This window comes from Levilactobacillus sp. HBUAS70063, from assembly GCF_038374745.1.
Taxonomy (GTDB): Bacteria; Bacillota; Bacilli; order Lactobacillales; family Lactobacillaceae; genus Levilactobacillus.
This window is the reverse complement of sequence record NZ_JBANSM010000002.1, coordinates 1-23836: the sequence shown is the minus strand read 5'-3', so window position 1 is coordinate 23836 and position 23836 is coordinate 1. Positions and strand designations below refer to the sequence as shown.

Sequence of the window (23836 nt, the reverse complement as noted above, 5' to 3'; positions counted from 1 at the left end):
CACGAACTATAATTTAATTTATACGGATTAAATTCGATTTTTCTCATAAATTTGTTAACTGGTCTTCATGCCGCTTTCATGGCCGTATTAGTTTCTGTCGATATAATCTAGCTAAAGATGAGGTGAGGGGTGATGACCATGCAGCGACAGTCGTTGGGCGCCGTGCTGTACAAGGCCCGCTTGATTTTGGCCGATGGTGCCAGTTATGAAGACGTTTTGAAAAACTTGGATATTCCCGCTTGGTATTTACACGAATTAGAACAGGGGCACATCACGCACCCCAACCCGGACTTATTGGCGCTAATCTTCCAATGTTACGGCCTCAACTATCAGCAGGTGGCCGCTTTGCAGCGGGCTAAGGACCTCACCACGGCGTTATTTGAACTAACTATCTCCGACAACTTGCGGTTGGCCGCCAACCATCACCAGGCCATGGATTGGCCGGACAGTGCCGCCTTTGCCGCCAAACACGGCGTGGTGAAGCCGACCGATCCCCACGCGGTGAACAGCTACGCCGATATCCTACGGTGCCTGCGTTTAGCCGACGACTACTGCCCGATTCACACGGCCAGCCTGATCTACGGCGTCTCCCCGATGGTCTACTGGCAGATGGAGGCCGCCCAAATCCCGGTCTCCCCCCAGATTGTGGCCGTGCTGGCGGAACAGCTACGGGTGGACAGTCTTCAGCCCTTTTTAGAGGCCCCGGATTTGACGGCGGCCGTGGAACGGCAATTACGAGGATAGTCGGAGCATCATTTCGCGTAAATTAAAAGGACCGTCCGAATTGGGCGGTCCTTCGTGTTGCAATTTAAAGGCTTATTTCGTCAGCGTTGCGTTAGCAAAGTAAGTGGTCGTTGCGGCAGTGGCCGTGGTGCCTGCAGGCGAAGTGCCTTCACTTTCGGTTCCTACGTAGAAGGCCTTGGTCGTTGACCCATAAGTTCCACCCAGGGTGCTAAACAACTTGTAAGTCGTGTAGTACTGCGTGGTTCCCTTATCCTTCGTGTAGTTCGGCGTATACAGCGTGCCCAAGTTGGCCCCGTTGAGGTAACTCGTGACATCACCGGCCGTGAAGTTCAAGCCCTCAACACCGGCGAAATCAGCGGCTGCGGGAAAGACCACCGTATCGTCAGCGGCCGTCTTGCCAGCCGTGTAAGCCTTCAACGGCGTAGCAGCTTGTGAGAGATCGCCATTGCCACTGGTGGCATAGAAGTCAATCTTAGTCGACTTGGTGGCGTTTTGAGCCACGCTCAACGTAATCGTGTCTCCGGTCTTAGCGTTGGCCAGCGCCGTCAAGTTCACTGAATCTGAACGAGAGTACTTGTAGCCCGTTCCGGTCAAGATGGCCTTCCCCCAGTCATTGGTTGCTTGGGAAGTCGCACTAGTCCCGACTGCGGTTCCGGCTGCCGTTGATACCTTGCCAGCAGCATCCGTTAAGCCGGTCAAGGTTGCCGTAGCCACCGTCTTACCGGCGGACGTGTTGAAGTTAACCTTCACATCGGTCTTGTCGTTGAAAGTATCAGTCGCTGCCTTCGTGGTCGTTACGGCCTTCGCGTAAATCCACCCGTTAACGGCTGGATTAGCGGCATCGGTCACGTAGTAGTAGAGCGAACCTTCACGCGTCTTCTTGGCGGCGGACGTAATCGTCAAGGCATCGCTGGCGTAAGCCGTGGTGTCCTTAACCGACTTGCTGGCCTTGTATTGCGTGTACTTAGGCGCACTCCACGTCACGTTAGACTTCCCAGGCTTGGCGAAGTAAACGGTCGTGTTAGCTGGCTTAGCCACGGATTTCGTGGTGGAAGCCTTCTTGATCCCGCCGGCAAAGGTCCCGGACTTCTTACCGCCATAAATGTAACCACGGTATTTACCGTCCATGGACACGATCTTGTAGTAAACGGAGCCCTTGTTCGTGACCTTCTGGTAGTAGGCCCGGAAGTAATCGGCGGACTTCTTGGACGAAGCCAGCTTCTTCATGGTGGCGGTTGAGGCTACCTTCTTGGCGCCCTTAACCGTACCGGGCTTAGAGTACAGCGCGTTCTTCCCAGTTGGTTGAACGTTACGCTTAGTCCCATCGTTGGTTAAGGTCTTGCTAGAAACGACCTTGGCCTTGCTGGCGGCTTGAGCGGTCGTCGCAACCGTGGTAACGGCGCCCAGACTCAAGACAGCTAAACCCAGATACAGTGATTTTGCTAAACTTGATTGCATGATGTATGATCTCCTCTGATTATTATAAAAATTATGTGTTAACGTCTCTTAGTATACCAAACTATTTAATTAATGACTGATAATTTGGTTAACAGGCTTTGCGCCGAGACAACAACGGGCACCGACCAAATAGTTCCTCAGTCGGTGCCCATTTTCATCTGAAAATTCGGTTATCTGACAACATCCCCGTAATGCGTCAGCTTCTCAAATAGCCCTTCAGCGTCCACCTCGGCCTGCCGACAACGTTCCTGCATAATCGCTTGATGATTGAGCACCAAGCGGCTGAGGGTCATCGGAGACAGCAACCAGCGCAACTTGAGTTCCTGTTCGTAGGGTTGTAGCGCCATATTCGCCTCAATATCCGCCAATAAACTTTCGTCCAGTCCCAAGACAACGGCGGTCTCGGCCTGTGATAAGCCTAAACGTTGCCGCGCCGCACAGATTTCATCCGGCTGTAAAAAGTTATACTTCCGGCGATAAATGGCAAAGTCCGTGCGGAAATTATAATCCGGATCATCCACGGGCTCGAGGTACTCTTCTTCATCATCAACATCCGCGCTGGCGGGAACCCAGTAGCGGTGAATATTCGCAATCGGTTCGCTAAAAATCGTAATCCGTTCTTCAACCTCAATGACTTTAAAATCTACCGGTGCCCCCGTGATATCCGGGTGACTCACCTGTGCAACCACTTTAACCATATAACCAACTCCCCTTTCAAACCCTAACAGTCTGGTGCTTACATAAATTCGATAATATTCTGCAAATCCGCTGTTCTTTCAACGTCTTCATTACTATACCGAATTTTGCTGGTTTAGTCGTGGATGTTGGCTTACAAATAAAGTTATAGCGCCGAAGATAGCGCTAAACCGGACTTACCGTGAATGGCAAATCCGGTTTATCCTAGTGTTCTGACACCTGGTACCACTTTTTAACCTCATACTGATGGGTATCCGCATATCTTGCTTTCAGAACACCTAAATACATGTAGAAGTCCGGAAACAAATCTTCTATCCGATAATAATACGATGTCAGTTTGCTTTTAATATCATTTACAGCAGTAGCCAAAACTCTCGCCCTTATCTTTTTCTCATCAGGCGAAACTGGCAATCCACCATCGGGCAGATTTTCAATTGTATCGGGATTCAATGCATTTTTAATATATTGAAGTCGCAAGCAAACCCGCGGAATCTTATGCTTACCTGTCAAAAGGTCTCCATTTAACTTATCAAAATTCAAAAAAGCGCCTTGTTGCGCAGAAATTCGCCGATTTTGTTCCTGCTTAACCACTTCTTGATAAAGTGAATTCTTCCCATCCTTACGAACAAAGAAAATATCTAGTTGCGGTTCTTGTCCTTGGTCGGTATACCCATCTACCATAAATAGCAAAGAAATAAAGGGATTCGCACTGACATCAACTAACGGTGTTCCTAAACCATAGTGCTGAAGCTCAGCTAGGTTTACCGCCCGTTTATCCAAATCTTGGGTGGTATAGTATTGAACATTTTCTGGAAACTTCTGCGCAACTGATCGATAAATCTGCTCGTAATTCTGACGAAAATCATCAGTATACCCTGCCGCCCCCGTTCGAAACAACGTTGGTCGTAATTCCCAATCACCTGGCTGCCCACGATAAACTGTCCTGTATTCTGCTTTCAGTTGGTCACTAACTTGATCGATGATTTCTTTAAACGCATAGAAGACTGACCAGGACGAATGGTCCTCAGTATAGGGGTGGCTGACTTCTAATCCTTGAACGATTGGTCTTAGCTTTTCCTGGAGATTACTTAATAATTGGCTTTGATAATGATTATTTCCAATCTCAATCTGCTTCAATAAGTAAATGAGGTGTCCGTCAAACTCTGTATGCGTCAGCCGAAAATCCACGTTCATTGTGTCAAAGACCTTTTCTGCATGGTACTGCTCATGCATGATCTGATAGTTATCTTCCATGATCACTTATCCTCAGCCGGAATAAAAATACCTAAGTTATCAGTCCGATACTTCAATGCCATTTCTGAAACCTTTAATTTCTTCGCAACTTTTTTGATGATCTGACTGACCTGATCCGAGTTCAGATGATGGCTATCAAGACCACTCACCTCAATAACTTGATGAATCTCTTGCTTAACTAATAATTTAGGCATTAAAAACTGCGAGGCAAAGGCATTGGCGAAGACTTCATCCTGACGATCAAATGCATCGTAGTCATTCGGATCATCCTGACGATTAGCATAACGCACATTCTGAACGGCATGCCCCAGTTCGTGGGCCATCGAAAAGCGCTGACGCCGTTTATTCTCAGAACCATCAATATAGATTTTGGTATTCTCGATCTTTCCGCTACCGTGCATCAGTTGTTCTATATGAACCTGGAAACCCAATTCCCCAAGAATTTTCTCGACATCAATGAATCCCTTAACTTCTTCATTAGGAGAAACGTGGCCACCTTCATTGAGATTATTCAAACGGGCAATGAATTCATCAGAAAATACATCACTTAATACCACGATTTTCCTCCTTGTCTTAACCCAAATGGCTAACAACCAGCTCTGTATTCACACGACGATTAGATTATTAATCATCCCTCGCCGCTCACCTAAAACTGCAAGCGACTTTAATCTACTCCAGCATAACACGCGGAACCCTCCCAACCTAACACTATCGTTTCAACCACTTATTAATCTCCATCCTCAATCAATCTACCTAGCGTGGACGCTAGCTTAATCAAAACTAAAGTCTCCCACCATTTTTCCACCACGCGACCTGAACCGTCCACCCACTGAACCAGTAACCACGCCCCGTTGCCCTAACACCGCTGGTTCTTGGTCAGCCTATATACGACTTAACCCCACCACGACTTCTGACTACGCTAGCGAACCTCGTGATCCGCGTTCCCCCACAAACTCCCGTAGTCGGCCGAAATTGGCCCAAACCTTTGCTATACTGACCCTTGTTAAGCACGACTTAACCATTCAAAAGTAAGGGAGATACTGATATGCAAGCAAGCTTAAAGAAATCACTTTACGTTGGCTTAGCGGCCCTGAGCTTTGCCGGGATCGCTTCCGCCACTGCCACAACCGCTTCCGCCAAATCCTACGCGACCGCGGGAGCCTATACGACCTTAAAGACCGATGCCACTTCACGAAACGTTGCGGTCAACGGTACCAACGCGCTATATACCAAGCCAGGGACCGTTAAAGGCGCCAAGGTAGTCGCTTCCAAGGCCACGATGAAGAAATTAGCCGCTTCCAAGAAGTCCGCTAGTTACTTCCGCGCCTACGGTCAAAAGATCACCAACCGCGGGTCCGTTTACTACCGGGTCGTCTCTATGGACGGTAAATACCGCGGCTACGTTTACGGTGGGAAGACCGCTGGGACCTTTGCCGGTGGCATCCAGTCCGCCAACACGACCACCACGGCCACGACGCCTTCGACCAAGACGTATTACTTAAAGAATCCGGGGAAGACCAACACCTTATGGACCGCGCCGAAATACACGCAATATAAGGCCACCAAGGTCATCAACAGTACGTCTGCTTTGGCCTCCGACTCCTTTACGGTGGATTCCGCGGTTACCAAGACCAAGGAAGGTTCCCTGTACTACCACGTCACCGATAACAACAATACCAAGATTACCGGTTGGATCTACGCGGGTGCTCTCCAGACGGGCGAAAATAGTGCCATCACGAGTGCCAAGTCGATCACGGTTAACTACGTGGACAGCTCGACCGGCAAGAGCGTTAAGAGTGGCGTGTTAATCACGGCTTCTGACGCGAAATCCGGTTCGGCCCTGGGCACCACGGATACCGCCAGCGTTAACAGTGACATCGCCTCATCGACCTACTTACCTGCCGGGTACAGCTTGGCCAACTCGTCCAACACCTACGTCTCTAGCACCACGATTTGGGGCAGTAGCGTCACGGTACCCGTCACGGCCAATGCCGACGCCGGGATTACCATCGCCAACTCCTACGCGTTGAACGCCACGACCGGGGCTTCCGATAAATTAACGACCACGGACGCCTTAGCTTCGGATGGGAGCACGTCCGTCTCCACCGCGCAATCTACCTTCACCGCGGATTACCAAGGTGTAAGCGGCACGGTCGCCTCCCAGAGTGGCTTGACGTCCGCCCTGACCTCGGCTAAATTGAACACGATTTACGTGCCGGTCTACGAATCCGACGGGACCACGCAGTCCACGAATTCCGCCGGTAACAAGCTCTACACGAAGTACACGTTAAACACGTCTTCGCTGCCAACCGGCATCACGTTCGGGAGTTCTTCATTAACCTTGAACTACAACGCGGCTGGAAGCTATGCCTTAACTGCCGGCACGAGCACCATGACTGCCGAATAAGCAACACCAGTAAAATGGCTTGATTGCACAAACGACTTGAGACTGACAACACCTACCAAACTTAATTGAAGCCGGCGCATCGGCGGCTTCTACCACATAATGATGACGAAGGCGAAAAACTAGAATTTAGTTTTTCGCCTTTTTGAGGTCTATTAAAATCTAAACTGTTCACTTGGTTGCTATTCGGAGCTCAACAGGTGGGCCTTAACTTTGGTCAAATTGACGCGTCGATCATTCTTGTCGACCATCACCAAGAAGTTTCGCCCCCGCGGATGAACGGGATACCCCTTCGACCGATCGAGGCTTGACCGTCCCCGTCGGATGACAACATTATAAACCGGCATCTGCGCAGCCTGTTGAAGATCGTCTTGATCCGTAACGACCATATTCAGGATATGCCGTAGCCACTTCATACCGCCCGCAAATTGGCGCGCGGTATGGGTGTTTCCCATCCCCTTCGTCTCCTTGATTTCAACTTGGAAGATGGCCTGATCAATAATCGTACAGTCGTTGTCCATGCCGTGGCCTCGTTTGGTCCCCACCAGATAGCCGGCCTTCGCTTTGAAGTCTTCAATTCGAAAAACCACACCATGAGAGCCACTCACCTTAAACAGCAGATCAAAGGCATACTTTTCCTCTTGAATCGGCTGCGTCACCATCTGGCCGTGGTCTCCGGCAACGTAAACCTCGTCAACAATAAATTGATTGAACGCCGAGAAATAGGCATCATTCATCCGCCGAACCTCCATCATCCTCTAGTCGATCCAGCAACTGATAATAGCGTTGATTAATCTGATTGGTGGTGCGATCAAAGTTTTCAAACTCTTCACGCTCCGAGATGTCACCTAACTCTTTAACCCCAGCCGCAGTGAATTCGTAAACCGAGACCTGCTGCGCGCGCCCACGATGGTGTGGGTCGTCAACTTTCGACTGAAGAACCTGATTCACCAATTCTTTAATGAAATAGTCACTATGCGTGGAAACCACCACTGGCGTTGACTGTATGGCCATGTCAAATAGTAGGTCAGCGACGAGCTTCTGCCGTTCCGGATGCAAGTTCATCTCCGGTTCGTCCAGCAAGAGATAACCCATCCGTCGTCTTCTCAAAAATAGGTCAATGCCGAACAAGGACTTTAGCGATGAAGAGACCAGACTAAACTTAATGCGCTTAGTTGCCTGACCGTCCGCCAACTGATACTGAAGCTGATCTTGTTCTTCATCGTAGGAGAACTTCCCCGGAATTAACTTAGACAGGACTTGTTTACCCGCCGCGGAAACCGAATAGTCTTGCGTCAATAGCCCTAACGAACTATTTAAGAAGCGGATGTACGCTTCAATGGGATAAGGATACCGCTCCGGTGATGACTGCCGTTCGGCGGGATTGGCTAAATTCTCGTTAATGAGTTGCGAGTTAATTCGGGTCCGAAAAACATTGATTCCAATTCTTTCTGCTGGTAAATACACGCTTTGATCCAGGTTGCCTACAAAAAGATTGGCAATGACCCGATCAAGCTGCTTAGCAACGGCATCCAGGGACATGGCGGTCACAGAACTCGTTGCCTCGTCCACGGCTTCTTCTTTGTTGGAGAGCCTAAGCTTACCTTGGGCGCGATCCAGCTCGGCACGAAAACGGTAAAAACCACCCTGGCCCTGGGTAAATTTATCGCGATCGGTGTAGCCCCAAAGTGTCCCCGAAATGGTCGTATCCTGCAAAAGATCGCTAGCCGCAATTTCAATCTTGGTAACGCCTGGCCGATAGAGCCCTTCAGCCTTAAAGAAGGACTGAAAGTAGGTTCCCTCCGTGTTTAGCGCATTAAATTCAGTAATAGTCTTCTGCACCAATTTTTGCCGATAAGCCACTGTTGGAGTCTCAGAATTCCCCTGTGCAATCAGCTTATGTAAATCATCCAGCGTAAATAAATTAGGCTGAAAGCTGGTCTCCAACCAGTTGCGAAAGGCAAAGACCGCATAGGCCGCTAAAGTCTTGCCCATACCGTTATTGCCAATGAAGACGGTTAGTTTATTAAGTGTGACTGTCGCGTCCTTAATCGGTCCGAGATTCTGAATTCTCATGTGCCTGACTCCTCGCTTGCCCTAGTGACTGCTGTAAAAACTAGGCAGTTTATTTTGATTCAAGTATACCATTAATCACCCGTCAGCCGTGCGACTAAGCTGATTGCGATAACCTTTCAACTCATATTCATAACGCCGGTCACGACTTTTTCCGGTTATGCTGTTTCAGCATAACATGGTTGCCGCCGATTCCCCAGAACTATCGTTTTAAGCCGAAATCTGTCATGGGGCACAACAAAGACGTGAGACTGCCAACTCGGCAGTACGACGTCTTGGGTCTTCATCTGCCTAAGCCGATTTTAATAAAATCCCACAATCCTATCTGGTCTAGTGTTGACAATTTCCTGATTAACTGATGATGCAGAATCATTTCTATTGGAGATGTATATGTCCTTAATGCGTCATATAAAGGTAACCCCTCGCTCAGCCATCGATCAAGGCATCCTATTCTAATTGATTCAGCTTCCTTTGTAGCACAATTTCCCCTTTTATTGAGGCCTTGACGCTTTCGGTATCTTTAGCCTCACTCTTCTTATACTATTAAGAAATCCTCATTTCGCTTACTTCCTACCGTTGAACAAGACCACCTCGACTGAAACTATACAGCTCATCTGCTCAAAATCTAATCCTGTCGCTCTTGTTTCAACCGACCCTCACCGACGTTTTATTAATATATTTATAGACATCGTCACTAATCATGTATCTCCTATAACTATTTTATACCGTATATCACATTTACCAACTCTATACAATAACCATACACTTTTGCAATAACCGCCTGCTATACTTCGTTCTTGTAATCAAGAAAAACAATTTAACAGGAGGATTCACATGCAACGTTCAACGATCGTCAAAATCCTAAGTCTCGCCTGGGTGGCCCTGTCCTTAAGCAATCTGGGGGCGTCCAGCGCCTTAGCGGCAACGACCGCGACTAATACACCGGAGACGGCACCCATTACCCAAGTGGCCGCCGCACCGACCGCACCGGCTAAGCAACCCAAGCCGGACTCACCCGACTATCCCCAATACATAGCGGATCAGATTCAGTCATACGGCGACGTCAAGGACAAATTAATTCCACTCGAAGGGACCAAGAATACCCGCGACATCGGCGGCTATCAGACGGCCGATGGCAAATGGCAGATTCGCCAGAACCGGATTCTCCGTTCCGACAACCTCAGTAAGTTAACCGAAGCCGATGCCAACAAATTAGCCCAAGACCACCACGTCACGTCCATTGTGGATTTCCGGACGCCGGGCCAACAAGCCAAGCAACCGGATAAAGCCATTCCCGGTGCCCAACTCACCAGCATTTCCGTGCTCGGAAACCTGGCCGACACCAACGGTAAGGGCGATGGCGAATTCTACAACTATCAATTGGAATTCGGCTATCACGCAGTAAAGGGTTATCATCAATTCTTAAATATGATGCTGAACAATCCGAAAGCCACGCTCTACCACTGTAGCTCTGGTAAGGACCGGACGGGGATTGCGACCGTCCTGCTCATGTCGATTTTCGGTGTGGACCGGAAAGTCATTATCAACGACTACCTGCAATCCAACCAGACCGGCCGTTTCGTGGACCGCGCTTGGCTGATGGAATACTACCGTGAAATTCTCACACGCTACGGCTCTATGGAAAAGTACATCACGGAACTGCTGGAATTCTCACCGGCCCAGCAGGAACAACTACGGGCGAAATATCTGGTCTCAACCGATGGCAAGCAGACGCCTTACCCGGGAGCCAGCACGACCGCACCAACTTACCCTGCCGCACCGGTAGCGCCAAGCACCCCGACGCCGGAACCAGCTAAGCCCGAACAACCGGCAACACCGAACAAGCCGGTGAAGCCAACGAAGCCCAATAAACCAAGCAAGCCGAACAAGCCACAAGCAACTAAACCGAATCAGAAGCCCAAGGCTAAGGTGGTTTCGGTGAAGAAGCTCCATACCAAGTTCGTCTACCGGGTGAAGGGCAACAAGAAGCTCTTCAAGGACGTCTACCTCAACAAGGTACTGAGCAAGACGCCGAAGAAGTCCGTAAAGAAGTGGAAATTGGTCAAGCTCGCTAAGGTGAAGACCAAGAGCAAGATTACTTACCATTACCAGATTAAGGACCGCGCCGGCCATCAGGCATGGGTCGTGAAGCAACATGTGATTAAAGTGAAATAGCTTTTCTTGAGTGACGCTCCGTTATTGGGAGCGTCACTTTTCGTCGTGCCACAAAAAAATACCACACTAGAGTGACTGCATGGTACGGCACGTCTAACATGGCATTATATTGCTAGTCCGGGAAGCGTTGAAAAACTATCAACGTAGACTCTAACATTCTTTGGATATCCTTTTCACCTTGCGTCGCTGTAGAAAAGCGCAATACATCAGGAATTGTGCTCGTCGCTAATCCAACGGGAATTAATCGTTTTCTCTGATGAGCTTGTGTATAGGGTTAAGAAATCCATACCTGCTATAAAAATCCTTGGCTCTGTCAATAGCATCCAATAGTGATCGTATAATAGTCAATCACGCTTCCGCTACCAGCTCCACACATGACATAGGTCGCTGATCCCTGATCATTTTGCTGAAACGAGGCCTGTAGATGTTTATTCATCTGTCTATAGTTATCTGCGTAAGCCTGATTCGAATCAGTGCGAGCTGGTTCAAAATCCAGCGGTGTGCAATCGAACTGATTGATTTGATCTGGGGATAAAATCAACGAGGTTGGATTGTCTATTACAATCGATTCTTTAAGAACCATTCGCTAGTTTCAACTTTTCTTTCAAATTACGTGGACCATTAGTTGAAGGTTCAATCACGAGTCCCTTATACACCTCAACTTTTGCAAAATTCTCAGCTGCCTTACCTACCGCGGCAATATTCTTCTTATTCTTCCGATTAAAGATAAGCTCATGACCCGCTTGACTCATAACCGTAGAACTCATGCTTGAAATCATACTAACACCCCTTTTTCTTAGTCATCTTTGTCCCAGCATAACACGTTCCTATACCTTTACTCAGAATTATCGTTTTAAACTTGAATCCATTATTGTCAATGATAATTATCCATAGAAATATCATAGATTTTCAAGGTTATGCCCAATATCGATGCAGCAATAACAATCGCCATATGCACTTCAACTACAACTCCATCCCACTAAAAAGGCTCCAGATCATCCGATCCGGAGCATTCATCCATTATGCAATCAAGTTGATGCTGTTAAATCTTAGTAATTCGTCACGCCGCTGTTAGTCGCATCAGGTAAGGCCGGTGCGACCGTTGCTTGTTGATCGAAAACGGCAATAATGGTATCACCGTACTTAGTGCTACTAGAGTTATTCGTGTTACTATTGGCTTTCGCCGTCTTAACCGCACTGTACGTGTAGGTGATGTAGTAGCTTTCACCCTTCTTAATCGTGGTTGTCTTGGCACTATCGGCTGTATTGGCAAACGTCATATCAGACGTTGCCTTCAACAGCTTGGAGTAAAGCTTCTTGGTGAAAAAGCCATCAATAACCGTGCTAGTTGTTCCACTAGTTGTCGTCACAACGGTATCATTACTGTTCCCCGTCAACTCAGCTGCTTGGGCCGCCGTGATAGCTGGCTTACCCTTGGAAAAATCGTCAGGGTTCAATTGATCTCCCTTCGATACGCCATTAGCAGATGGCAAGTAGAAAGCAATCGTCGACGTTGCTGCCTGGTAGACGTTAACCGACACGGTCCCACCGTACACGGCCGACGCAACGCTAGCGTCAGTGGCCGCGGTCTTAACCTTGTATCCAGCAGGCGTGTTAGCCCCATCATTAATGAACTGAGCTAACGTATTCCCGGCCATGTTAGTCGCGGTACCGACCTTGTCGTTTTGCTTCGTGTTCTTGTCAGCCGTCACGAACGTTGAAGTGCCTACAGAGTTCCCGTTAGAGCCCACGTAGTTAACCGTGACACTGTTATCAACCGTGGCCTTAGCATCGGCCGCCTTCAAGGCTAAACCACCCAGATTTTGGGTCGTGGCGTCTGCCTTGTAGCCCTTACCCGCGTAAATCCAGCCGGCAATGGAGTTGTCCTGGTCATCGGTCACGTAGTAGTATAAGCTACCTTCCCGCGTCTTGGTTTCGGCCTTAGATACCGTAAACGTATCCTTCGAGCCAGCACCGTAAAGACTGACACTCTTGGCCTTGTACTGCGTGTTCTTAGGTGCCGTCCAAAGACCGTTCTTCTTAGCGTTCGCCAAGTGGTAACCGGTCGTCTTGGCTGGCATTGCAGCCGTCTTAGTCGTGTCAACGGATTGAATCCCGCGGGCAAAGGTGGTCGTGCTCCGACCACCGTAGATGTAACCACGGTACTTACCGTTCATGGAAACAACCTTGTAGTACACTAAACCTTTGTTGGTCTTGGCAACCCGGTAAGCCCGGAAGTAATCCGCGGACTTCTTGGAGTTGGCCATCTTCTTCATGGTTGACTTGGAAGCCACCCGTTTGGCGCCTCTGACAGTCCCCGGCTTGTTGTATAAAGCATTCGTCCCCGTTGCTTCAACGTTACGGGTCTCGCCAGCGGTCTTCAAGGTAACGTCAGACACGACCTTAACCCTGGAAGCGGCACTAGCCGTGGTGTTAACCGCGGCAACGGCCCCTAAACTCAACACTGCTAACCCCAGATACAGTGAGTTCTTTAAGCTACTTTGCATGTATTTCTCCTCCGATGAAACTTATTTATTGTGAAATGTTCACAACAGCTTCTAGTATACCAGGAAAGCGCAGGAAAACAGCACGAATTGGTGAGCTTTAGCAAAACTTTAGGTCCGCCAAAATGTGGATAATTTTCCAGTTTCCTGACTCTCACAGCATACCATGAGAACGCGAGTTTACCTAGAACAATCGTTTTGCCCCCATATTCATCCTCGGTAATAACTAGTTGAGTTTGCCAAAATAAATGGCGTCAATCCGCGTGATTACGTGACCTACCTTCTGAATCTCCCCAACTGCCAGATTTTGCGAAAATGACTGATCTGGAAGCTTATTTACCATGGAATTATCGACAGTCCTGTAATAAAAGTAGCAGTTTAAACGCAATAGCCGCTTGAAGCATGGAAGAGAAGGCCCGTTCTCAAAAATCGAGGACGGGCCTTCTCTTTTTACTACAATTCAATACGGTCGGTTATTGGGTGCTTACCAAACTTCCACTACAGAATACAGATTGAATTCAATATTCGGGGCAAAAAAAGAGGCCCAATTCGTAAGTTAATTGAACCTCTCAAATTCTCCCCATCAACACCGGTTGACAAAGAGCCTTAATTTATTCGATGAGTTAATCATATCGTGTTACGGACACTAATCATTGACCGTCAGTTATTTGGTGCTTACGCTTAACGAGCCCTAAATCCATTCTGTATTTAATGTAAATTTCATGATTATTAAATCTTGATAGTACGGATAGGATTGCAACCTATGATTTAGTTATCAAGGTTCGTAGCTTGTGCAGACAGGTAAGGTCACAACCTAGCTCTTATCAGCCTCGGCCATGTGGCTAGGTTCGTACCTTATGCAAACAGGTAAGGTCACAACCTGATGAAATATATTCACTCACTTTATTTGCATTAGGTTAACAGTGAACAGCACTGCGTCAGAATCAACGACTAACACGCTTATTTAACTGCCGTCGGACTAATGAATTAGCCGAAACGATCGAGTCGACCGCATATCTAAAGATTAACTCTCTTCGCTAATGGAATCAAGTCCACGCTTCAAGATATTTCGTGCAGCATTTTTATCTCGTAAATGATGAACATGACACTTTGGGCAAGTCCATTCACGCACATTGAGTCCCAACTTCTCAGTACCCTCAGTCCCCATCACAAATCCACAATCATAGCACGTCTGCGATGTAAACTTCGGATCAACCCGGATGACCCGCTTGCCGTCATGCCACTTCGCCTTATATTCCAGCATAGTAATGAACCGATTGGGACTGATTTCGCTGATATGCTTAGCATGCCGATGATCTTTTAGCATTCGGTTGACACTTAAGTCTTCAACCACAATCGTATCGTATTCCTGAATGAGTTGAGTCGTAAAACGTTGAAAAAGCAAATCCCGACGATGGGCCTGATGGGCTTTAAGCTTAGCCACGTGTTGCTTTGCTTCTTGATAGCTCTTAGATTCCCACCAGTACCAGTCAGAGTCCGTACCTAATTTTGCTTGAACTTGATGATCAAGCTGTTGTTGTTTTTGTTTAGCGATTAGCCGCCGACGAGCTAACCGCCTTTCCCACAAACGTAAGTGCTTGGCTTCTTCAGGAGTCTCTAGTTCTAATCTTTTGACTGGATGATCATCTGAGAAGTCAATGTGTGGAATGTTAATATCCAAGCCAACGACCTTGCCAGTTAACGCAATATCGGCATTGTTTGCCCGTTTGGAAACAGGGTGTAATGGTTTTTCTTGATTTAGTTCAGTTCGTTCGACTTGGACTGAGACATAATAACGTCCTGTCGATTCATGTGTGATCGTGGCGGTTTTAATCGGCCCTGTGGGGAAGCGAGATCCTTTAATATCAACCAACCCCAATTTGGGCAATCGGATTTGATAGTCGCCATTCTCATTTGTAAAATGAATGCTCGATTTACCAGTGGTTTTAGCAATTCGCCCACTGGCGGTATAGCTGTTGGTAAAACGACGTTTATGAAACTTAGGAAATTTGGCGCGTTTCTGGAAAAAATTATCATACGCCCGTACTAAAGCGACACAAGTATTCTGTAATGCCGTGCTATCAACATCTTTCAACCGAGGATTAGCTTTGCGATAGGCGCTCACTAATTTCGTAAAATCATTCCGTGATACTCTAACATTGATGTCTTCAGCATAGCGTTGTTTTTGAATCGTCAAAAGCTGATTGTAAAACCAACAGGTCACATCAAATGTCTCTTCAATCAACGCTGTCTGATCAACCGTTTTATGTGTACCCTTACTGACTTCCACAACTTTAGGATAGATCCGAAGCCGATAGCTTTTCATTGATTTTTCATTTTTTTGTTTTCGCTTCGCCATAACGACTCAACTTCTTTCGAGTTGTTTTAATAGTAGCTTATCATAGATTCTTCATCGCTGACGACAAATCTTCTTTGACCCTATGTAAAGAAAAGATACTACAGCTACCAGAATTTCCAAAAGCAGAAGACCTGGAAGCTTATTTGCCATGGAATTTTAGTCATACTCGTAGCAATGGCGGTATAACCTGATGACTCGGTTCAGGCTAAATAACGGTCAATACATCACAGCCAACAAGAAATTAGTCATGATTTTCAAGTAAGCTGCAAAACTTCAGCCAGCGCAAAAACGACAGCCCAACCAGCTGCCGTTTTAATGGTTCTTAGTATTAAGATTACATCTTCAGATCGGTTTTTCAAGAGTACCGATTCACCCTATCACGCTTCTCACCAAAGTAGCGCTGAAATCTTGATATTTCCTTCTGAATCTTTTTTTCGATATGCACATCGTACAGCGTATCCACACCTGGAATCTCGGCACTCATAATTCTCTGAGCACGCTCGGCATATGCGTACATGTTCTTCTTAGGTAGTGGCTTTTGAACCAAATACATCTGCGTAAAGCGCTTTCTACCACGAACACCATGGCCGCCCGCAATTGCCTCCTTTGTTTCCGCAATTCTCTGTGTAGCGCGTCTAATCTGGCCCATGGTCACCTTACTATTGATATACTCCTGCTCATATCCTAGCTTCACAATCTTTCTTTCCAACATCCCTCTTGCCAGAATGGCGAGCGCCTTCTCGCCCCGATAATGAAACTTATAAAGCGTCTTAGCGCGGAAAATCACAGTTTTTCCCGTAAATTCAAATCCTAGATAATCAAAATTTCTAATCTGCTTGTCGTACGGCCTAGACCGCTTAGCAACGTCGAGCACGTGCTGGGACGACTTTGAATAATCCAATAATCTAGTCTTTGCCCGGTTGATAGTAACCCGTAAATCTCTTTTGCTCTTATTAATCACTAAGTCCCGTAATTGCTCAGCCTGTGGAAGACTGCATTGGCTTTTAGGAACAACGACTACAAAGTCATCTGAGTATCTTCGATAGATTCCTCCGTACTCCGCAGCCATATTCTGAACTTGCTTATCAAATCTGACCATATAAACATTCGCCAGTACGGCGCTAATCGCCGTTCCTTGCGGGATGCCGAGTTTGTTAGGCTTGCTGACGTGTATCTTCCCAGCTTTGACATTCTGTCCAAATTGCGCAATTGATTGGGCATAGGGATACTTGACCATGCTCCCCCGACAAACCCTTTCCAACTCGTCTTGCTCAACCGTCCGATACTTCGTTACGAGTCTGATAACGGTCATCCAATCTTCCGGAATTCTACCATTCTCCGTTCCTGTTAAAACTGTTTTAACCTGTCTCAACAGTACTCGGTGATCCAAGCAGTCAAAGAACGCGTGGAAGTCCCCTTTAATAATCCAAGCATTCTCGCTCTTCCAAATAAAATCGAATACTTTCTTTGCGCCACTAATATTACTATGCCCTTTACGATAGGCAATGGGCACATCAGCAATTCCCTGTGCTTGGATGTACGCTTCATATTTAGCACTCAACATCTCTGCATAATACTTGAGCAACAACGCCTCATGATGGGAAGTAACTGAAATCGGGCGCACCTTTATGTAGACGTGCTTGCCATCATCGTCATCGGTTTTTCCATACTTATTGAACCGCTGATCAAATCGAATCAGTGGAAAGTGTCGATAATTTTCAACAAATTTTCGCGTCATAAAAGAATGCTCACCAGGGCTAAGCAACTGTTTTATTTCTGCTTTACCCAAAGGAAGATCAAAGTGCTGATACCCTTTTGAATGTGCACTTACACATTTCCTTGCCGCCGAACGCCTTAACGAATCGTCAATATCCATAATTCCCCCAGAAATGCAGCAGGGCCCTACGTTTGTCGGACGGGAACCGACATAAAGTAGAGCCTGCAGACTATCGAGTACTGTCCTGTGCCGCGGAGTCTGTACTCTTATATCGAATTTTCCCGAACTAAATACCCAGGAAAATTTCCCAAATGAAGCATAATGAATATGAAGGAGTGCAACCTATAATGAATATAGTTACAATACTTTCAACGTTTGAAACATTGGACATTATTCTACAACAACTTTCAGAACTGTTGACCGATTGGTCGAATCTCCGACTTGTGGGAATAATGCTTGCGGTAATCACCGAAGTGGTGTATAAACCGCAATTGAAGAGCCCCTAAAAAACGGCCAATAGGCCCCGTCAAGCTTAATTTTATCATAATTATTCATCGGCGACAATATGTCAACATGAAACTATTTTTCTCCGGTTAATTAAGCGTTGACACAACGAACCGATTCATCGTAGGCACCTAATAGCTGACCGTATCGAAGTAAGCTTTTAAGTCTAGACCCACCACATAGTGATAGCCCTGATTATAAAGTGAGGTCAATCGGCTGATTGTCTCGTGTGCCCCTCGATTTAGTCGGAAGCCAAAACTATTCTCTGAAAACACTTGCTCAAATACTGGCGTCATCACTTAGGATACGGCTTGTTGAACCAGTCGATCAACTACCATAGGAATACCAAGTTTTCGCTTGCCGCCATTGGGCTTAGGAATTCCCACTCGTTTAACCGGTTAGGGCCTATAGGTCCCTTGTGCCAGCTGTTTGATGAGTTCTTCCTTATGTTCTTTCAGGTAGGGTAAGAGGTCTTCGACAGTCATGCCACCAAGGTCTGCTGCCCCTTTATTTCTTTTGACTCGGAGACAAGCTAGATTCAGATTATTTCGATCCAAAACACGTTTCGAAAATTCAATGCCACTTATCATCGTACCTTCACCAGAGAAAGCACTACGCGCCCCAGTGTATCCTTGGTCTTCCAGACCTACTTTCAACGGGCCATCGCTGACTCGCTTGTTCCTGTGGCGTATAGCACACCTCTTGTCGGGAACTTATCAATCAGGCCTCCCCGGGGGTACGAACGCTAGTTTTCGTACCATGTCGCTGTCGGCTCTACTATGATGACTTCGAGTAGTATTGGACTTCGGTTTGACGTGCAACCTCATCCAGTCATTTTCAGCCTTCTAGCCGCTTCTTGTACATCAGCGCAGTATTCTTCCTTCAGATTCCACCTCGCGATGGACACACTTGCCTTCGACTCGTGGTTCCGACTGCTACGGCCCACAGCGGAATTTCGCCGCCTAGTTAGCGCCCATGCCGGGCGCATACGCAAAAACGACAGCCCAACTATCTGCCGTTTTAATTTATGTAAAAAGTTCATTTAGATTCACTTATTAGCCTTTTCAAGTCATGTTAAAGAGCATAGAATAAAGCTTGAATATGTACTAAAGGGGGAAGTTCAACATGGTTGATAGAAGCGCACATCCATCTGCCTTTGGATGGGAATTTCAAATTGTCACGGCTATATCTTTAGCCATCAATAATATTGAAAATACTGTCTCTATCAACTTCGAGGGTCCTTTAGAAGATGTCGAAGTTTCACTATCAGATGGTCACGTAATTTTCAGCCAAGCAAAATCATATGCCAAAACTGATATAGATGAAGCCAACAATACTGGATGGAATGTAAAGTTAACATCGGCAATCACTGGCTTATTCGAGGTTTATTTGAAACAACCAGATAATTCGGAATTTAAATATTTAGTAAATTATCCTTATCCTCTAGGCAAAAGCAAAGGGGGGAAGACTAACTTCCGTGTAAATGAATATGGTGAGATTTCAGGTACGGAACTAACTTCCCAACAAGTTAAAATTATTCGAGAAATCCTTCAAAATTGTCAAGATGATGATATCACTAAACTTTCTAGTGAAGAATTTGATTCATCTTTTTACCAATTTCTTAATCATTTATCGATTGGAACATATAGATTTACAAATTTTAAGAGCGATCGTCGTTTTTCAAGCTTAGATTCACTCATCAAAGACTTCCTAGATGCAAATCGTTTTAGTACCAGTGTCGTAAGGCTTCGTAACCACTGGATTAAACAGGGAGAAACTAACTTAACTCAAAAAGATCCAGTTACTCGAACTGAATTTTTATTTGCAATCGCACTGGTTGATAACACTTTTTCTGGTAATGAATTATTCGGACAGAAAGTCAATACTAAACAAATCAGTCGAGTGTACGATCGCTTCGTTGATACTATTGAACATGCAATCTCCATGGAGGACTTTAATCGGGAATTAACAGCTGATGTTCTTGATTATTTTGAACTAGATAACATAGATGACTATTTTTACTCAGATGATGAGGCTATAAAGTTTACGGAGCACTACCTTGAAAACTATCTAAAATATTTTAAACTCAATAACCTGCCAGAAAGTGAACAGCGCTTACTCACACGATTTGCCCTTGCCAGATGCCTGGAAGAGCGAGATCTAATGTCCAGACTTTTTAACAAGGGGGAAATTAAAAATGCGTATTGATACTGTCACTGTTCTTTACGACAACGCTTCCTCAAAGAAATACTCGTTTAGCAATACCACCACGTTAATGTCGTCAAACGGAAAAAATACCAAAGGCAAAACATCGTTGATTAGATTCCTAATCTGGGGGCTCGGCTTCAACGTATCTTTAACCAATCACTTTAAATCCGCGTACTCAGAAACACTTATTACACTTAAAGAGTCGTCTTTCAATTCGATAAATCGCCGAGGAGATAGTATAGTTCTATCACCTGATTCATCCGGAATAGATGCCCCCCAAAAATTAGAATTCATGTTACCTAATGATGAGAATGAAGTTTTAAAGCTTTTATTTCCTAACGTCCCCAAAGGCATTCTGCCACAGTTAATAGGTTTCATGTATTTTGATCAAGATAGTGGTTATAAAGCTTGGAATCGAAACATTGTGACCCAAAGACTAGGTAATGATCGTTCTTACAAGATATCAATTGAAACTCTACTTGCAGAATTGGGAAACATTGATTACGAAGACTACTTCAGAAAACAAAAGTATTTAAATAAAGTCAGAAACGAAACCATTGGATTTAGTAATCTGCTAACATCCATCCAATCACTCACTCCTAATGAACATAGCGAACTTAAAACGGTTCAAGACGACATTTTGGAATTAAACGATAAGATTAGCCAATTAGAACTTAGGTTGAGGCATGTTAAAGAAAAACGAAATATTTATAGTTCTAGTTTAAGAGATCAGGATAATTTTGAACGACTCCTCAAAAAGCTTTCTATCAAGGTTAGGGTTGGGAATGCGAATGTAGATGTTACCCCAGATAATATCCTTCAAGATAAGCATTTAAAGACTCGCTTAACTGAATTTGAAAAATACTATCATAGTGTTGAAGCTGACTTGGCTCATAAATTAGATAGCCTCAGAGATAGACGCGAAGTTTTAATTTCAACACCAACCGACGAGGATGAACCTGAGAAGCTGTTCAGCACACAGAATAACTTTAAGCATTTAACCGACTTACTTGGTTCCTCTGGCATCGTTTTATCAGACGCCAAGGCTGCTACTATTGACATTGATACCGCTGCCAAGAAACGCAAGTCTGACTTCAACGACGACATCAAAAAGACTTCTGCTTATTCCGCCATTTGGAATGAAATTGTTCTACTCGCTAATAAAGTTAACTTATCTGCATCGATTAATCTCAGAAAGAACCAATTATTAATAAATAAGATCAGTGAGTCCGGTGCAAAACGTAGCCTAACAGTAATTGCCTACCGACTAGGCGTACTAAAATACTTACAAGACTCTTATGACATCAAAGTACCGTTAATTTTTGACTCTCCGGCTTCATCTGAAATGGATACCGACAATCTACAAATGTTGCTCGCAATGATCACAAGTTCCTTTTCCGAATTTCAAATAATCGTTGCGACCAATCAAGAAAGTAATATCAAGTTTAAGAAGCTAATCAATCTTAATAACGGAGTAGTTGGCACGCTGAACAAGTGATATTGTATGTGAAAATGTTATTATCATTATTTGCAAAAAATTGTCGTGTATAGTTTGATTGCTTTCGCAATAACGTCCCAGAACGTAACGTGAACACGAAGAGTTTTGTGATTGGCCGAAACAATTGGCTCTTCAGTACCAGTCCCGCCGGAGCTGAGGCTACGGCAATTTGGATGACGCTAATTGAATCAGCCAAAATAAATGGCATCAATCTGCGTGATTACGAGACCTACCTTCTGAATCCCCCCAACTGCCAGATTTTGCGAAAATGACTGATCTGGAAGCTTATTTACCATGGAATTATCGACAGTCCTATAATAAAAGTAGCAGTTTAAACGCAATAGCCGCTTGAAGCATGGAAGAGAAGGCCCGTTCTCAAAAATCGAGAACGGGCCTTCTCTTTTTACTACAATTCAATACGGTCGGTTATTGGGTGCTTACCTAACTTCCACTACAGAATACAGATTGAATTCAATATTCGGGTCCAAAAAAGAGGCCCAATTCGTAAATAAATTGAACCTCTCAAATTCTCCCCATCAACACCGGTTGACAAAGAGCCCCTTTATTTGACAATTACTCAATAAAAAAAGAGTCAGGCCCTAAGGCCCGACTCTTCTATACATTCAACTTAAATTAACATTAAGCGAAGACACTGTTTGAACCAGAGTTATCGGTAGCAACACCGGAACCCTTAACTTCGTTTACAGTGTTGTAGAAGGCAGATGCAGTACCATCAGTAGTGTAAGTGCCAGCAACACCTGAAGTCAACGTGTATTCAGTGTGGTAAACTTGAACAGGGTTAGTATCAGATGCAACCGTCTTACCGTCAGTACCAAGTGCCTTAGCATCCTTAGTAGAAACGATGTTACCATCAGCATCCTTAGCGTAATCGACAGAGTTCAACTTGTTGGCCTTGTTAGTAGTCAAGAAGTTAGCAACGTCGGTAGCTGAGTAGTTAGCACCATTAGCACCAGCGAATGCAGCACTTAAGGTAGGGAAGGTAACCGTAGTCTTCCAGTTGCTCGTGATAGTAGTAAGATCAGAAGGAGCAGCAGTTAACTTAACAGGATTGTTCGTGCCGTCTTGAGTCCAAGCATTGATGCTTTGAACAGCTTGAGTACCCTTAGTAACACTTAAGCTAACAACATCACCAGTCTTAGCAGCAAGTAAAGCGGATTGGTTAGCAGCTAATTCTGCGCTGTAGTCATAGCCAGTACCCTTTAATTGGGTAGCACCCCAAGAATCAGTAGCTTGGGCCTTAACGTCAAATCCAACGGCAGTACCCTTAGCGTTTGCAAGTTCAGTCGTAGAAGCAGCGTTAGTCTTGTTGTCGTTAGCGTGTAACTTAGTCAAAGTAGTTGACTTAACGACAGTACCATCAGTAGCTACGAAGTTAATCTTAACGTCAGTTGCTTGGTTGTATGCAACTGAAGCATCAGAAGTAACAGCCTTGCTGTAGATCCAGCCACTTACTGAAGGGTGTTGTGCATCCTTAACATAGTAGTAAAGTGAACCTTCACGGGTCTTAGTAGCAGCATCAGTAATAGTTAAAGTGTCACCAGCAAATGGAGTGGTGTTCAAAACGTTCTTAGATGCCTTGTATTGGGTGTACTTAGGAGCAGTCCAGGTAACATTAGTAGTACCAGGGTTTGCAAAGTAAACCGTCTTGTTAGTAGGCAAAGCAGCCTTAGTAGTCGTTTCAGCGGACTTAACACCACCAGCAAAAGTGCCTTCAGTCTTACCACCGTAAACGTAACCACGGTACTTACCGTCCATCGTTACAACACGGTAGTAAACTGAACCACGGTTAGTAACCTTTTGGCCGTAAGCACGGAAGTAGTTAGCTGACTTCTTTGAAGTAGCTAAAGTAGTCATAACCTTCTTAGAAGCGACAACCTTAGCACCCTTAACAGTACCTGGCTTAGTGTATAAAGCATTTGAACCAGTTGCTTCAACGTTACGCTTAGTAGCGTCAGCCGTTAAAGTCGTGTAGGCACCGGCCTTAGCATATGACTTAGCTGAAGCAGTAGTTGAAACTGCGGCAACTGAGGCAAAGCTTAAAGCAGCGAGGCCCAAGTAAAGTGATTTCTTTAAACTGGCAAATTCTATAATTAATCCGAACAGAAATTAAAAAGCCCAAAGCAATCACTTACAATGGTAGTAGCTAATTCCAACCAATATAGGGAGTGATTACTTTGGGTACATCTACTTTATCACGTTTTCAACGTGGCGCACTAGCACA

At 45.6% G+C, this 23836-nt stretch carries 16 protein-coding genes and 2 pseudogenes; 6 read left to right on the top strand and 12 right to left on the bottom strand.

The window, feature by feature from the left end; genetic code table 11:
- The first annotated feature begins 132 nt into the window (after nucleotides 1–132).
- On the top strand, nucleotides 133–744 hold the full coding sequence (locus V8I28_RS03005) for a hypothetical protein (RefSeq protein WP_341778649.1): 612 nt from the start codon (nucleotides 133–135) through the stop codon (nucleotides 742–744).
- A 72-nt stretch (nucleotides 745–816) separates the two neighbouring features.
- Here the strand turns inward: V8I28_RS03005 and V8I28_RS03000 are convergent, their stop codons facing one another.
- The 4 genes from V8I28_RS03000 to V8I28_RS02985 form a co-directional block, all read right to left on the bottom strand.
- Nucleotides 817–2202 (bottom strand): hypothetical protein, encoded by a 1386-nt coding sequence (locus V8I28_RS03000; protein ID WP_341778648.1) that lies wholly within the window; start codon nucleotides 2200–2202, stop codon nucleotides 817–819.
- A gap of 170 nt (nucleotides 2203–2372) precedes the next feature.
- Nucleotides 2373–2900 (bottom strand): hypothetical protein, encoded by a 528-nt coding sequence (locus V8I28_RS02995; protein ID WP_341778647.1) that lies wholly within the window; start codon nucleotides 2898–2900, stop codon nucleotides 2373–2375.
- A 202-nt stretch (nucleotides 2901–3102) separates the two neighbouring features.
- Nucleotides 3103–4152: an FRG domain-containing protein gene (locus V8I28_RS02990; protein ID WP_341778646.1), complete on the bottom strand. Its 1050-nt coding sequence runs from the start codon at nucleotides 4150–4152 to the stop codon at nucleotides 3103–3105.
- A 2-nt stretch (nucleotides 4153–4154) separates the two neighbouring features.
- Nucleotides 4155–4709: an ImmA/IrrE family metallo-endopeptidase gene (locus tag V8I28_RS02985; protein ID WP_341778645.1), complete on the bottom strand. Its 555-nt coding sequence runs from the start codon at nucleotides 4707–4709 to the stop codon at nucleotides 4155–4157.
- A 488-nt stretch (nucleotides 4710–5197) separates the two neighbouring features.
- Here V8I28_RS02985 and V8I28_RS02980 point away from each other — a divergent pair, with 488 nt between their 5' ends.
- A complete protein-coding gene (locus V8I28_RS02980; RefSeq protein WP_341778644.1) occupies nucleotides 5198–6559 on the top strand; it encodes an S-layer protein in 1362 nt (453 codons plus the stop codon).
- A gap of 179 nt (nucleotides 6560–6738) precedes the next feature.
- Here V8I28_RS02980 and V8I28_RS02975 read toward each other — a convergent pair whose 3' ends face one another.
- Together V8I28_RS02975 and V8I28_RS02970 are read right to left on the bottom strand one after the other, a co-directional pair.
- Nucleotides 6739–7293 carry a hypothetical protein gene (locus tag V8I28_RS02975; protein WP_341778643.1) on the bottom strand — a complete coding sequence of 185 codons (555 nt, stop codon included), beginning with the start codon at nucleotides 7291–7293 and terminating at the stop codon, nucleotides 6739–6741.
- Complete coding sequence (locus V8I28_RS02970) at nucleotides 7286–8632, bottom strand: AAA family ATPase (protein WP_341778642.1); 1347 nt, start codon at nucleotides 8630–8632, stop codon at nucleotides 7286–7288. The genes V8I28_RS02975 and V8I28_RS02970 overlap by 8 nt, the downstream gene beginning before the upstream one ends.
- An 831-nt stretch (nucleotides 8633–9463) precedes the next feature.
- Between V8I28_RS02970 and V8I28_RS02965 the strand changes: the two genes are divergently transcribed.
- Nucleotides 9464–10804, top strand: a complete 1341-nt coding sequence (locus V8I28_RS02965) for a tyrosine-protein phosphatase (protein WP_341778641.1) — start codon at nucleotides 9464–9466, stop codon at nucleotides 10802–10804.
- A gap of 572 nt (nucleotides 10805–11376) precedes the next feature.
- Here the strand turns inward: V8I28_RS02965 and V8I28_RS02960 are convergent.
- From V8I28_RS02960 to V8I28_RS02950, 3 genes are all read right to left on the bottom strand, one after another.
- Nucleotides 11377–11583: a hypothetical protein gene (locus V8I28_RS02960; protein ID WP_341778640.1), complete on the bottom strand. Its 207-nt coding sequence runs from the start codon at nucleotides 11581–11583 to the stop codon at nucleotides 11377–11379.
- 270 nt (nucleotides 11584–11853) lie between these two features.
- Nucleotides 11854–13311 (bottom strand): S-layer protein, encoded by a 1458-nt coding sequence (locus V8I28_RS02955; protein ID WP_341778639.1) that lies wholly within the window; start codon nucleotides 13309–13311, stop codon nucleotides 11854–11856.
- Between the two features lie 1021 nt (nucleotides 13312–14332).
- Nucleotides 14333–15667, bottom strand: coding sequence for an RNA-guided endonuclease InsQ/TnpB family protein (locus tag V8I28_RS02950; protein ID WP_341778638.1), 1335 nt, complete (start codon nucleotides 15665–15667; stop codon nucleotides 14333–14335).
- 184 nt (nucleotides 15668–15851) lie between these two features.
- Between V8I28_RS02950 and V8I28_RS13095 the strand changes: the two are divergent.
- Nucleotides 15852–15929: pseudogene (locus tag V8I28_RS13095) on the top strand (DUF5776 domain-containing protein); the annotation flags it as partial.
- 93 nt (nucleotides 15930–16022) lie between these two features.
- Here V8I28_RS13095 and V8I28_RS02945 read toward each other — a convergent pair.
- Nucleotides 16023–17543 (bottom strand): reverse transcriptase/maturase family protein, encoded by a 1521-nt coding sequence (locus tag V8I28_RS02945; RefSeq protein WP_341778637.1) that lies wholly within the window; start codon nucleotides 17541–17543, stop codon nucleotides 16023–16025.
- A 479-nt stretch (nucleotides 17544–18022) separates the two neighbouring features.
- A pseudogene (locus V8I28_RS02940) lies at nucleotides 18023–18580 on the bottom strand (reverse transcriptase domain-containing protein); the annotation flags it as partial.
- 433 nt (nucleotides 18581–19013) lie between these two features.
- Between V8I28_RS02940 and V8I28_RS02935 the strand changes: the two are divergent.
- On the top strand, nucleotides 19014–20096 hold the full coding sequence (locus V8I28_RS02935; protein WP_341778636.1) for a hypothetical protein: 1083 nt from the start codon (nucleotides 19014–19016) through the stop codon (nucleotides 20094–20096).
- Complete coding sequence (locus V8I28_RS02930) at nucleotides 20086–21594, top strand: hypothetical protein (RefSeq protein WP_341778635.1); 1509 nt, start codon at nucleotides 20086–20088, stop codon at nucleotides 21592–21594. The genes V8I28_RS02935 and V8I28_RS02930 overlap by 11 nt, the downstream gene beginning before the upstream one ends.
- 639 nt (nucleotides 21595–22233) lie before the next feature.
- On the opposite strand, the gene V8I28_RS02925 is transcribed toward V8I28_RS02930, so the two are convergent.
- The gene (locus V8I28_RS02925) at nucleotides 22234–23670 is read right to left on the bottom strand and encodes a hypothetical protein (protein ID WP_341778634.1); all 1437 of its coding nucleotides are present in this window, start codon (nucleotides 23668–23670) and stop codon (nucleotides 22234–22236) included.
- Nucleotides 23671–23836: the final 166 nt, after the last annotated feature.